At 64.2% G+C, this 13,074-nt stretch carries 9 protein-coding genes; 5 read left to right on the forward strand and 4 right to left on the reverse strand.

Features of this window, described 5'->3' with window-relative positions; all coding sequences use genetic code 11:
- Positions 1 to 233: 233 nt before the first annotated feature.
- Complete coding sequence (gene lon / locus ATB98_RS23950) at positions 234 to 2,654, forward strand: endopeptidase La (RefSeq protein ID WP_066878231.1); 2,421 nt, start codon at positions 234 to 236, stop codon at positions 2,652 to 2,654.
- Positions 2,655 to 2,875: 221 nt separating this feature from the next.
- On the forward strand, positions 2,876 to 3,151 hold the full coding sequence (hupB, locus tag ATB98_RS23955) for a DNA-binding protein HupB (RefSeq protein ID WP_066878234.1): 276 nt from the start codon (positions 2,876 to 2,878) through the stop codon (positions 3,149 to 3,151).
- Positions 3,152 to 3,414: 263 nt separating this feature from the next.
- Here hupB and ATB98_RS23960 read toward each other — a convergent pair whose 3' ends face one another.
- Both ATB98_RS23960 and ATB98_RS23965 read right to left on the reverse strand, forming a co-directional pair.
- Positions 3,415 to 3,888, reverse strand: coding sequence for a MarR family winged helix-turn-helix transcriptional regulator (locus ATB98_RS23960; RefSeq protein ID WP_066878236.1), 474 nt, complete (start codon positions 3,886 to 3,888; stop codon positions 3,415 to 3,417).
- 181 nt (positions 3,889 to 4,069) lie between these two features.
- Positions 4,070 to 5,905 carry a HAMP domain-containing methyl-accepting chemotaxis protein gene (locus ATB98_RS23965; RefSeq protein ID WP_066878238.1) on the reverse strand — a complete coding sequence of 612 codons (1,836 nt, stop codon included), beginning with the start codon at positions 5,903 to 5,905 and terminating at the stop codon, positions 4,070 to 4,072.
- Positions 5,906 to 6,143: 238 nt separating this feature from the next.
- Between ATB98_RS23965 and ATB98_RS23970 the strand changes: the two genes are divergently transcribed.
- The 3 genes from ATB98_RS23970 to ATB98_RS23980 all read left to right on the forward strand — a co-directional run bounded on the left by ATB98_RS23970 (position 6,144) and on the right by ATB98_RS23980 (position 11,902).
- Complete coding sequence (locus ATB98_RS23970; protein WP_066878249.1) at positions 6,144 to 7,421, forward strand: metallophosphoesterase family protein; 1,278 nt, start codon at positions 6,144 to 6,146, stop codon at positions 7,419 to 7,421.
- Positions 7,421 to 10,882, forward strand: a complete 3,462-nt coding sequence (locus ATB98_RS23975) for an ATP-binding protein (RefSeq protein WP_066878240.1) — start codon at positions 7,421 to 7,423, stop codon at positions 10,880 to 10,882. Before ATB98_RS23970 ends, ATB98_RS23975 begins: the two co-directional genes overlap by 1 nt.
- Positions 10,883 to 11,503: 621 nt before the next feature.
- Positions 11,504 to 11,902 carry a (R)-mandelonitrile lyase gene (locus ATB98_RS23980; protein ID WP_066878251.1) on the forward strand — a complete coding sequence of 133 codons (399 nt, stop codon included), beginning with the start codon at positions 11,504 to 11,506 and terminating at the stop codon, positions 11,900 to 11,902.
- 140 nt (positions 11,903 to 12,042) lie between these two features.
- Here ATB98_RS23980 and ATB98_RS23985 read toward each other — a convergent pair whose 3' ends face one another.
- Together ATB98_RS23985 and ATB98_RS23990 are read right to left on the reverse strand one after the other, a co-directional pair.
- The gene (locus ATB98_RS23985) at positions 12,043 to 12,660 is read right to left on the reverse strand and encodes an MAE_28990/MAE_18760 family HEPN-like nuclease (protein WP_066878242.1); all 618 of its coding nucleotides are present in this window, start codon (positions 12,658 to 12,660) and stop codon (positions 12,043 to 12,045) included.
- Positions 12,647 to 12,973 carry a hypothetical protein gene (locus tag ATB98_RS23990; protein ID WP_066878243.1) on the reverse strand — a complete coding sequence of 109 codons (327 nt, stop codon included), beginning with the start codon at positions 12,971 to 12,973 and terminating at the stop codon, positions 12,647 to 12,649. The genes ATB98_RS23985 and ATB98_RS23990 overlap by 14 nt, the downstream gene beginning before the upstream one ends.
- Positions 12,974 to 13,074 lie beyond the last annotated feature (101 nt).

The raw sequence follows: 13,074 nt of genomic DNA on the forward strand, positions 1-13,074 counted from the left end.
GCGATGATGCGACGATTCAATGACGGCAGGATCGGGCGTTGCAGCTGGTATTCGATCGTAAGGTCCGCGACAGCATCTCAGCATAGGGCTCGCGAATATCCATGAAGGCGGAGATTGCGCCTACCTTGAAAAGGCCTCTCTCATACTCCACTTCATGTACGAAATATGACAGCCGGGAGTGCCGCTGAGGCTCCCGGGAACGGGCCCGAAATCGGGACGGAAAGGAAATGATTATGACGAACAAAACGTCTCCGGCGACTGAGAGCGCGACCTATCCGGTTCTGCCGCTGCGTGACATCGTGGTCTTCCCGCACATGATCGTGCCGCTCTTCGTCGGCCGCGAGAAATCGATCCGTGCCCTCGAAGAGGTCATGGGCACCGACAAGCAGATCATGCTGGCGACCCAGATCAACGCCACGGACGATGATCCGGAACCCTCCGCCATCTACAAGGTCGGCACCATTGCCAACGTGCTGCAGTTGCTGAAGCTCCCCGACGGTACCGTGAAGGTCCTGGTCGAGGGACGCTCGCGCGCCGAGATCGACCGCTACACCCAGCGTGAGGATTTCTATGAGGCGATGGCCCATGCGCTGCGCGAGCCGGAGGAAGATCCGGTCGAGATCGAGGCGCTGAGCCGCTCGGTCGTGTCCGAATTCGAGAGCTACGTGAAGCTCAACAAGAAGATTTCTCCCGAGGTCGTCGGCGTCGCGAGCCAGATCGATGACTATTCCAAGCTCGCCGACACCGTTGCCTCGCACCTGTCGATCAAGATCGTCGAGAAGCAGGAGATGCTGGAGACGACCAGCGTGAAGATGCGGCTCGAAAAGGCGCTCGGCTTCATGGAAGGCGAGATTTCGGTCCTGCAGGTCGAAAAGCGCATCCGCTCGCGCGTCAAGCGCCAGATGGAGAAGACGCAGCGCGAGTACTACCTCAACGAACAGATGAAGGCGATCCAGAAGGAGCTCGGCGACAGCGAGGACGGCCGCGACGAGATGGCCGAAATCGAGGAACGCATCGCCAAGACGAAGCTCTCCAAGGAGGCGCGCGAAAAGGCCGATGCCGAGTTGAAGAAGCTCAGGCAGATGAGCCCGATGTCGGCGGAAGCGACCGTGGTGCGCAACTATCTCGACTGGCTCCTCGGCCTGCCCTGGGGCAAGAAGTCGAAGATCAAGACGGACCTCAATCACGCCGAGAAGGTGCTCGACGCCGATCATTTCGGTCTCGACAAGGTGAAGGAGCGCATCGTCGAGTATCTCGCCGTGCAGGCGAGGTCCGCCAAGATCAAGGGCCCGATCCTCTGCCTCGTCGGTCCTCCGGGCGTCGGCAAGACCTCGCTCGCCAAGTCGATCGCCAAGGCGACCGGCCGCGAATATATTCGCATGGCGCTGGGCGGCGTGCGTGACGAGGCCGAGATCCGCGGCCACCGCCGGACCTATATCGGCTCCATGCCCGGCAAGATCGTGCAATCGATGAAGAAGGCAAAGAAGGCCAATCCGCTCTTCCTGCTCGACGAAGTCGACAAGATGGGCCAGGACTTCCGCGGCGATCCGTCCTCGGCGCTCCTGGAGGTGCTCGATCCGGAACAGAACTCGACCTTCATGGATCACTATCTCGAGGTCGAGTACGACCTCTCGAACGTGATGTTCATCACCACGGCGAATACGCTGAACATTCCGGCGCCGCTGATGGACCGCATGGAAGTGATCCGCATCGCCGGCTACACGGAGGAAGAAAAGCTGGAGATCGCCAAGCGGCACCTGCTGCCGAAGGCGATCCGCGACCACGCGCTGCAGCCGAACGAGTTTTCCGTGACCGACGGCGCGCTGATGGCGGTGATCCAGACCTATACCCGCGAAGCCGGCGTGCGCAACTTCGAACGCGAGCTGATGAAGCTGGCGCGCAAGGCCGTGACCGAGATCCTCAAGGGCAAGACCAAGAAGGTCGAGGTGACGGCCGAAAACGTCCACGATTATCTCGGCGTGCCGCGCTTCCGCCATGGCGAAGCCGAGCGCGACGACCAGGTGGGCGTCGTCACGGGCCTCGCCTGGACCGAGGTCGGCGGCGAGTTGCTGACGATCGAAGGCGTGATGATGCCGGGCAAGGGCCGCATGACGGTCACCGGCAACCTGCGCGACGTGATGAAGGAATCGATTTCGGCGGCGGCATCCTATGTCCGCTCGCGTGCGATCGATTTCGGCATCGAGCCGCCGCTGTTCGACAAGCGCGACATCCACGTCCACGTACCGGAAGGTGCAACGCCGAAGGACGGTCCGTCCGCGGGCGTCGCCATGGCCACCGCCATCGTTTCGGTCATGACCGGCATCCCGGTCTCCAAGGACGTGGCGATGACCGGCGAGATCACGCTTCGCGGTAGGGTGCTGCCGATCGGCGGTCTCAAGGAGAAGCTCCTGGCGGCTCTGCGCGGCGGCATCAAGAAGGTGCTGATCCCCGAGGAGAACGCCAAGGACCTCGCCGAGATCCCGGACAACGTCAAGAACAGCCTCGAAATCATCCCGGTATCGCGGATGGGCGAGGTGGTCGAACATGCGTTGACGCGGCTCCCCGAGCCGATCGAATGGGACCCGGCAAGCCATCCGGCCGCCCTGCCGTCCGTTGATTCGCAGGACGAAGCGGGGGCATCGATCGCGCACTGAATGAGTGCGCTTGCGGCGGTGACTGTGTCCCGCTTGCGCCCCTCGACCAGAAAAACAGGAAAGACCGGCATTTTGCCGGTCTTTTTTGTTGCAAAACCTTCTGCAACCCTTGCAATCCAAGGGATTAGGCGCAATTGGGGATGGCAAGACGTGGGTAATGCGTGAAGCGGCCCCGGCTTAAGAAGACATTCGTTTCGAACCAGTGTGAAAGGGGTGGAAACATGAACAAAAATGAGCTCGTGGCTGCCGTTGCCGAGAAGGCAGGACTCTCGAAGGCCGATGCGTCTTCTGCGGTTGATGCAGTTTTTGAGACCATCCAGGGCGAGCTGAAGAGCGGCGGTGACATCCGCCTCGTCGGCTTCGGCAACTTCTCCGTAACCCGCCGCGAAGCCAGCAAGGGCCGCAACCCGTCGACGGGCGCCGAAGTTGACATCCCGGCCCGCAACGTGCCGAAGTTCACCGCCGGCAAGGGCCTCAAGGACGCCGTCAACGGCTGATGAGATTTGCCTGGCGGCCGGACACGAGGCCGGTTGTCCAGGTATTTTGAGGGGTTCGGCGAAAGCCGAACCCCTTCGCGTTTCTGGTAGGCGCGCGACCGGCCCCTCATCCGGCCTGCCGGCCACCTTCTCCCCGCAAGCGGGGCGAAGGGACTCGCGGCACCCACATTCATCCTATCTCGCCGCAGGCGGGAGAGGGTTGGGTGAGGGGCTAATTTAATCTCGAGGAGAGGGGCTAAGCGCCTCGCGCGGATTTAGTAAGATTAACGCGCGGCGGCGATCTCGGCCTCTTGGGCCTCTTCCTTGCGTTTGCGGATCTCGTCCGTCTTGTCGACGAGCTTGCTGACGATGTCGTAGAGCTGGTCGAGCTGCTCGTCGTCGAGCGCCGAGAAGATTTCCTCGAGGAGCTGTTTGCGCGGGTGCTCCGCCGCCTCGAGTACCGCCCGTCCGGTCTCGGTGATGGAGACGATCTTGGCGCGGCGATCTTCCGGGTCGGGTTTGCGCATCACCAGACGGTCGCGTTCGAGCCCGTCGATGGCCTCGGTCACCGTCCGCGGCGCGAAGTTCAGCGCGCAGGCTATATCGGTGGACCGGCAGGGGCCGAGCTTGCTCAGAAAGAACAGGAACTTGCTTCGGGCAAGCGAGACGCCTTCCTCCGTCATCGACTCGTTAACGAGGCGATGAACGCGGTGGTAGAGCTCGAACAGCTTGTCGGAAACCTCGAATGTCTTTTTCATGGACCTTCATGAGCAGGTGTTGAGGTGCCATGTCAAATGGCAGTAACCCTATTGATAGTTATAAATGGGGCATTTGTCGACAAAAACCACGTAAAACTGAAGGAATGTCTGTCCGGCAAAAGGAAAACGGCCCCGCGAACGGGGCCGTTGTTGCAGTGTGAAGAATTGCGGCCGGCAGGTACTATGCGGCGCGGCGCGATGCCGAAGCTGCCATCGGGCTCATGTGTGCGGTGCCGGCCAGCGTGAAGCGGTCGATCAATTCGCGCAGCCGTACGGCTTCGTGCGCCAGCGTCGCGCTGGCGGCATTGGCTTCCTCGACCATCGCGGCATTCTGCTGCGTCACCTGGTCCATCTGGTTGACCGCCACGTTGACTTCCGCGAGACCCGCCGCCTGTTCCTCGGCCGAGACGGCGATCGCGTCCATGTGGGCATTGATCGTGACGATCAGCTCTTCGATGCTGCGAAGCGCCTCGCCGGTCTCGCGCACCAGCCGGACGCCGCTTTCCACTTCGACCGTCGAGTTGCGGATCAGTTCCTTGATCTCCTTGGCGGCGTTGGCGGACCGCTGGGCAAGCTCGCGCACCTCCTGGGCGACGACGGCGAAGCCCTTGCCGGCTTCGCCGGCGCGCGCCGCCTCGACGCCGGCATTGAGCGCCAGGAGGTTCGTCTGAAAGGCGATCTCGTCGATCACGCCGATGATGTTGGAGATCTGGCTCGACGAATGCTCGATGCGGCCCATCGCGTCGATGGCGCCGGAGACGATCGCGCCGGAGCGGTGGGCGCTCTCGTTCGCCCGGCTCGCGATCGAGCGTGCCTCGTTGGTGCGCTTGGAGGAGTTGGAGACGTTGACGGTGATCTGGTCGAGCGCGGCTGCGGTCTCCTCGAGCGAAGCCGCCTGCTGTTCGGTGCGCCGCGAAAGGTCGTCGGCGCTTTGGCTGACCTCGCGCGCACCGCCATCGATGCTGCTGGAGCTTGCCGAAACAGCCGCAAGCGTATCGGCAAGCTGCGCTATCGCCTGGTTCAGGTCGTGCCGGAGCGGCTCGAAATCGGGCGCGAAGGGTTCGGTGAGCTCAAAGGCGAGGTCGCCTGAGGCGAGCCGCCTGAGGCCGCTTGCGAGGCCGGCCGTCGCCTCCTGCAGGCGCTGCCGGGCCGCGGCTTCCGCCTCATCGGTGAGGCGCTGCCGTTGCGCTTCGGCCTCACCGCGCTGAAGGCGGGCCTCTTCTTCGAGCTTGAGGTTAGTGATCGCCGCCTGACGGAAGACCTCGACGGCCCGGGCCATCTCGCCGATCTCGTCCTTGCGCGAACCATAAGGGATGCCGCTTGCCGTGTCGCCCTCGGCGAGCCTTGCCATCGAACGGGTGATGACCTGGATCGGGCGGGCGATACCGCGCACCGCATAGATGATCGCGCCGAGAACGATGATCACGGCAAAGCCGATCACCACGGTCTCGATCGTCGTGACCTGCTTATGGGTCGCCGTGCTTGCCGCGACGGCGGCCTCCGCGCCGGCAAGGTTCATCGCAAGCAGTTCCTCGAGCGCTTCGACGACCGTCTGTTCGGCTGCCGCCATTTCGACCTTGAAGACGCTCTGGGCCTTCATGTTCTCGAGGTTGTTGGAGTATTTCAACATGCCGTCGGCGACCGACAGATAGGCCTTGTAAGCCTTCTGCGCCTTGTCGAGCGCGGCCTTGTCCGCCTCGGACGTCGCCAGGCCCGCATAATCCTTTGCAAGCTTGTCGAAACCGCTGACGGTCTCGCCGATGGTCTTTTCCGCTCGTTTCTTCTCGAACGGCGTGAGCGAGATCAGGTGCCGCGCGAAGGCCATCCGCGTATCCGAAAGCTGCGTCTCGAGCTCGCGCGCCAGCGAGACGCGCGGCAGCCAGCTGGCGGCGATCTCGTCGGTGCGTTCTTTCAGCATGCGAATGCCGCTCATCGAGGAGGCGGCAAGCGAAGCGACGATCATCGTCACCAGGATGAAGAGGGCGATCAGCGTATGCGATATCTTCAGGCGCGACATGGATAACTCCGGAATGGCGACCGTCCGCGAAGGTTGGCGAAAGATACTCTCGGCTCCTGCTCGTCATGAGAGAGCGAATGCGGGACCTGGAATCATTCCGGTGCCGGGGATGCACGAGTGGCACGTCCGGGCGAAATTTAAACGTACAGGCGTTACAAAACCGCTAATCGCGAACGGCCCGCTCAGGGAGCCAGCGCCGCCATTGACGAACGGCGCGGCGCCGGGCCATGGTCCGCCCATGCCCTTCCGATTTGTTCACACCGCAGACCTCCATCTCGATTCGCCCCTGCGCAGCCTCGCACTCCGGAACACGGAGCTTGCCCGCCTGGTGCGCAGCGCCACCCGCGATGCGCTCGTCCGTATCGTCGATCTCTGCATTGCCGAAAACGTCGATGCGCTGCTGATTGCCGGCGATCTCTACGATGGCAGCCAGACGTCGATGAACACGGCGCTGTTCCTCGCGGGCGAGCTTCGACGTCTCGACGCCGCCGGCATCCGCACCTTCGTCATCCGGGGCAATCACGACGCCCAATCCCAGGTGACGCGCGAACTGACGCTGCCGCCATCCGTCCACGTCTTCTCGGGTCGCAGCAAGGTGGTGCTCGCCAAGACTTTGGCGAACGGCAGGGCGGTGCATATCCACGGTGTGAGCTTTGCCGATCCGCATGCGCCGGAAAGCCTGCTGCCGAGCTTCCATCCGCCGGTCGCCGACGCCATCAATGTCGGCATGCTGCATACGAGCCTTTCCGGCGCCGGCGCGCATGATCCCTATGCCCCCTGCAGCGTCGCCGATCTGCAGCGGCATGGCTTCGACTATTGGGCGCTCGGCCATGTTCACCAGCGGCAGGTCCACAGCGAGAAACCCTGCATCGTCATGCCAGGGATGCCGCAGGGGCGCGACATCAACGAAATGGGCATCAAGAGCGTCACGGTCGTCACGATCGACGATGAGGGGCAGGTGGCGCTGGAGGAGCGGCCGGTCGGCACCGCCGCCTTCCAGCGGCTTTCGATTGACCTGACCGCGGCTGAGGACTGGCGCGGCGTGCTGGACGCCGCGAGCCGCGAGCTCGCCCTCCTTCGCAGGCAATTGCCGGCGGACAGTCTGATCCTGCGACTGGCGTTGACCGGCAGCACGCCGCTTGCCTGGCGGCTGCGGCGCGACGCCGATCTCCTGGAAACGGAACTGGCCAACATTGCGGCCGGGCTCGGCGGTTGCTGGATCGAGAAGGTGGAGGTCCAGTGCCGGGCGGCAGCGCCTATCGGGCGCCCCGCGGGCGATCCGCTTGGCGAACTGACGGCGCTCGTCGAAAAGGACGTGCTGACGTCCTTCGGCTTTCGCGCCGAGGTGAGGGGGCTCGCGGAAGAGCTCCTGCATCAATTGCCGCCCGAGCTGCGGCAGCTGATGGCGGCCGATGAGGACGGGCTGGAGCGCCTGGCGGTGAATGCCGGACTTGCTGGCAGCGCCGAGGCGCTTGCCCATCTTCATGGCCACGGTGCAGTCGAGGTCGTCGACTGATGCGGCTGCAGCAACTGGATCTCGTCCGCTACGGCAAGTTCACCGGGCGGAGCCTCGATTTCGGCGAGTCAAGGACGGGTCGTCCGGACTTTCATCTCGTCTACGGCCCAAACGAGGCGGGAAAATCGACGCTCTTTTCCGGCTTCCTCGACCTGCTCTTCGGCGTCGAGCGCTTGAGTGCCTATGGCTTCCTGCACCCTTACCAGGCGATGCGGATCGGCGGCATCGTCGAGGCCGGCGGCCGGCGCCACCACGCCTATCGCATCAAGCGCAACGCCAACAGCCTCGTCGGCCCCGACGAGCAGCCGCTGCCGGACAATCTCTTTTCCGCCGCGCTCGGCTCCGTCGATCGGGACACTTATCGGATGATGTTCTCGCTTGACGACGACAGCATCGAAGACGGCGGCGAGGCCATCCTGAAGAGCGAGGGGGAGCTCGGCTCGCTGCTCTTCTCCGCAAGTTCCGGCCTGCCGGACAGCGGCGCCGTTCTGGCCGGGCTGCGCGCGCAGGCGGACGCCTTTTTCCGGCCGCAGGGCCGAAAGCATGAGCTTGCCGAACTGAAGGCGGAGCTCGACGCGCTGAAGGCCGAGCGCAATGCGATAGACGTGAATGCGCGCGAATATGCCGACCTCCGCAAGAAGCTGGCGACTGCCCGGGCGCGCCACGACGAGGCGGCGGGGCGCCGCGCGGAGCTGCGCATCGCCCTGGAGCAGGCGCGGGCCCAGCTCCATGCCCTGCCGATCCTCAAGCGGCTCTGCACCGCGAGGGCCGAGCACGCGAGCCAGCCGGCGCTGCCGGTTCCGCCGGTGGACTGGCAGGACGAACTGCCGAGGCTTCGCAAGCAGGAAGCCGAAATCGCGGCGCGGCTCGAGCATCTCGATGAGGAGCTTGAGCAACGCCGCGAGGAACTGGCGCGAATTCCCTCGGACGACCGGGCGCTTGCGCTCGGCGAGCGCTTCGAGGCGCTGCGCGAGACCGCGCTCGATGCCCGCTACCTGACGGCCGCCCGCGACATGCCGTCCCGCCTCGAAGAACTGGCGGCGACATCGGTCGAGATCGATGCCTGCCTCGTCCGTCTCGGCGAGGCGGGCAACCCGGACGCGGCCTCCCTCCTGCTGCCGACCGCCTGCGCCGCCCGCCTCCAGGACCTGGTCCGCCGCCACGCAAGCCTTTCGGAACGGCTGGCGACGGCGCGGGAGGAAGTGGAGGGCGCAAGACGCGACCGCGACGAGGCCGAGCGCGAAGCCGTTCGGCTCAAGGAGGCGATCGGCGACCCGGCTCTCCTCGCCAACCGTCTGCACCTGCTGCGCCAAAACGATTGCCTCATCCGCGGCCAGGCGGCGACAAAGGAGATCGACCGGCTGGAGGCGGCCCTTTGCGACAAGCGGGATGCGCTGCTGCCCTTCGACGGCACCATGGACGAACTGGCGAGGCTTTGCGTTCCGGCGCCGGCTGTCCTCGACAGGTGGCGGGCGGATGAGGCCGCGCAGACGGAACGGCGCCTGCGGCTTGACGACCGGATCGCCGATGAAGGCGAGCGGCTTGCCGGCGACGAGGCGCGCCTCGCCGCTCTCGCGGCAAACGGCGGTGCGGTGGACGATGCGACGGCGGGCGAGCTTCGGCGGCGCCGCGATCTTGCCTGGCAAAGCCACCGCGCTCATCTCGACCACGCGACCGCGACCGCCTTCGAGGCGGCGTTGAAGGAAGACGATGCGGCCGCCGCGCTTCGCCTGGAACAGGCGGAGCGGGTGGCCGAAATCCGCGGCCTGATGCTTGCCATTTCCGAGCGGCGCGCCCGCCTTGAGGTGCTGGAGACGCAAAGAACGGCGGCGGCCGAGGAGCGGGAGCGGCTCGCCGCGACGATCGGCGCTGCCGCAAGCGCCTGCGGCTTACCTAACGTCACCATGCTGCCGCAACTGGAAGCCTGGATCGAGACGCGTGCCGCCGCGCTCGAATTGCGCGCGGCCTTGCGTGCGGCATGCCAGGAGCGCAACAGGGCCGTGGCCGAGGAGAGGGCGGAGGCCTGTGCCTTGCGGCAGGAGCTGGCGCGATTCGGTGTCACCGACCCTCTTCCGGATTGTCTCGACGCTCTGCTTGCCGCCGCGGACCAATTCGTCTCCCGGGCGCAGGCAGCCTCCGCCGCCCGCAGCGCCGCGCTCGCGCGATTTGAGCGCGCGTCGGAAGCGCTGGAGGGCCGCGAAGGGGCACTGGCCGCGGCGGTAGCCGAGATGGCTTCCTGGTGCGGGGAATGGGACGAGGCGCTCGCCGCCACCTGGCTTGCCCGGCGGATCGATCGCCCGCTGCCGCAGGAAATCGGCCCGGTGCTGGCGGTGCTTCAGGACCTCGACAAGCTGATGCAGCGGAAGGGCGAACTCGACCACCGCATCGCCGGCATGCGGCGCGATCAGGAGGCCTTTGTAGACGCTGTCGCCGGCCTTGCGGCGACACTCGGGGAGGCGGAGATCGGCGATGTGCTGACGCTTTTCGCCGCCATCCGCGACCGCGTCGCCGCCGCGCATCAACAGGAGGAGCGCCGCCGCGCGCTTCGAACAGGCATCGAGCGGCTGGAGGAGAACCTGAGGTCGCTGTGCGCCGAAGAACGGCTCCATGCGCTGCACAAGCGCGGCATCCTCGATTTCTTCTCCTGCGCGACGCTGGACGAGGCAGCCCTCTGCCTGGAGGCCGCCCGCGAGCAGGAGCGGCTCCGGCAGCGATGCGCCGAGTTGGAGACCGATCTGGTCACGCGTCTCGGCGTCGCGACGGGCGGGGAGGCCGAGATGATGCTCGCCGCGCTCGACGAAGCCGCGCTCTGTCTCGAACTCGCCCGGCTGGAGGAGGGGATCGATGCGGCTGACCGCGACGTCAGCGAACTGCATGCGGACGTCAGGAACAAGGAGCAGGCGCTTGCCGCGGTCGAGGGCGGCGACCGGGTCGCCGAGTTGGAGCAGCGCCGGCGCACGCTGCTTCTCGACATCGAAAGCAAGGCGATCGGCTATCTCCGGCTGCGCGCCGGCGTGATCGCAGCCGAGCAGGCGCTCAGGCTGTTTCGCGAGCGCCACCGCAGCGCCATGATGCAGCGCGCGTCGCGGACCTTCATGCATATCAGCGGCGGCGAATATTCCGGCCTTTCGACGCAGGCCGACAAGGGACAGGAATTCCTGATCGCCAACACGGCGGCCGGCGGATCGAAGCTTGCCCGCGACCTGTCGAAGGGAACCCGTTTCCAGCTCTATCTGGCGCTCCGGATCGCCGGCTACCACGAAGTCGCCGCGACGCGCGAAACCCTGCCGTTCATCGCCGACGACATCATGGAGACCTTCGACGACGACCGCGCCGGCCGCGCCTTCGAACTGATGGCCGAGATGGCGCGCGTCGGCCAGGTGATCTACCTGACGCACCACGAGCACCTGTGCGACATCGCGCTTGGCGCCTGCCCGGAGGTGACGATTCACCGGCTGTAGGCCGGCGCGGCAGGAGGAGGCGGGTTGCCATCCGGTTTCCTCCGCGGGGACCATTAGCGGCTGCCACTCCTGCCCGACATCCGCTATACGGTAGCCGAACGGCGACGATTCAATGACGGGCCAGGGCCGGTCGCCATCGCACGTCTTATGATGAGAACGACAATGAAAGTGGAACTCAGCGAGCTCTCGGATGCGCTCGACTTCGTGAGCTTCAACGGAGGCGGCGAAAGCGCGGCCTATATCTGCAAGGAGACAGGCAGGATCTACTGCCACTCGGACTGGACGGACGATGTCGAGCCTCTGCCCGACGATATAGAGGACAACCCGAACTACATCGCCATCCCAGACAAGAGAGCGCTCGATCTCGGCTCGCGGCTGCCGCTGGAATTCGCCCTTCACCACCTGCCTGACGATTACGATGAGGTACGGCAGATTTTCAAGCGGGCGGGTGCCTATGCCCGGTTCAAGGACCTGTTGGAGCGCCGGCACGCCCTGGATCAGTGGTACGCCTTCGAGAAAAAGGCAAAGGAAGAAGCCCTGGCGGCTTGGTGCAACGATAATGGCTTCAAGATTGGCGACGCGCCGCAATCTGGCGCCATCGCTCGAAAGGAGGAATCGCGCATGGAAATCTTCGAGTGTGGATCAAGACCCTCGCTGCGCGGGCCGGCGGAGTATTTTGACGGGATGGTGCGTCAGGACCCCGTCTTCGAGGCGCCCGCTCCGGCGCGCGTACGCGTCGTGACCGTGACCTTCGAGCCCGGCGCCCGCACGGCCTGGCATACGCACCCGCTCGGCCAGACCCTGATCGTCACTGCCGGCCGGGGCCTGGCGCAGAGCTGGGGCGGCGAACTCCGCGAAATCCGCGCCGGCGACGTCGTCTGGTTCCCGCCGGGCGAGAAACATTGGCACGGCGCTGCTGCGGACACGGGAATGACGCATATCGCCATTCAGGAGGCGCTCGACGGCAAGGCGGTCGATTGGCTGGAGCATGTGACGGATGAGCAGTATGGGGGGGAGTGATGAATTCGCAGACTCGGCAGCGCCGCGGCTGCGAGCGGTCTCTCTGAAGTTGCGGGAGAGATGGTGGGAGGTGAGAGACTCGAAAACTCAAGTCTCTCAACACAAGTGTGCCCGGCTGATATTTTGCGAAGGTGGGGTGGTTATCCACAGGCAAAGGGTGCGGCCTTTAGGCGAGCATCGACCTGATAGGCGAGGTCATACATAACTTCGTAGACTGCATTTTCCTGCTTGAGATAATCAGCATAGGTCGCCGTCACTGCTTGCCCATGAGCGATACCGTTGCGCTTGCCAACGAGTGCTTTCAGCAGCACTCGGTTCTTGTCGATGGAAGCGCAGGTGATATCCGCGGATGCTAGGAGGTCTTCAAGAACGTTAGGCCACAAGTTGGATTTCGTGTCGACTTCTGGAAAGTTAGGTTTCTGAGCGCCGGTTGTCATGGCGAAAGTTTCGAGCGTGTGAAGGAAGTCAGAGGAAGGTAGGTTCCTTATTCGCTTCAATTCTGCAAATAGAGCATACTCTTTCGTCTTTGGCGGCAAGGGGCTACATGACGCGACCATCCGGGCGACGCGCTCAAAGAAGACGGTCAGGCAGAATTTCGCATAGCCCTCGTAATGGGCATAAAGCAGGCTCCACGCTGCGCGTGCGAGAACTTCATGTTGTCGATGCGTAACATCCTTCCGTTGGAGAAAAACCTTCAAAAGGGCAAGCTCTGTTTCTCTCCAATCAAGATCGGCGGTAAGTTCGTCAATCGGTTCCATTCGCCAGCGCCAGAAGATGTTTCTTGACTACGGCTATGCGGCTATTGAACTTTTGAATAGAGTTCGCGCCCGGCCCCGTCGAATTAATGAAGTCCTCCGAGGCGAAGGCGGATATCAGACGTTCGCGCAAGGTCGCGCCGTCTATCACAGAGATAGCTTCAAATTCATCAGTGACGGCACCCACAACCGCCTCAAAATATGCCGGTGCAAGTCGCCCTGTCGGCTCGTCGTGAGAGTTGTATCGACAAAAAGCCCCATCTCCAAAGGTCGCGAATATCAAGCCAAACACTTGACGGAACACCCCATCTTCCACCTCGATTTCGAAGGGTTTGTTTGAACCGCGCCGGGTTTGCCGGAGGCCGGTTGGTTTAAGTTATGCGGCCATGGCTGGCTCGTCCAGCATGGCGTAATACT

Source organism: Sinorhizobium saheli (assembly GCF_001651875.1).
In the GTDB taxonomy this organism is placed as follows: Bacteria; Pseudomonadota; Alphaproteobacteria; order Rhizobiales; family Rhizobiaceae; genus Sinorhizobium; species Sinorhizobium saheli.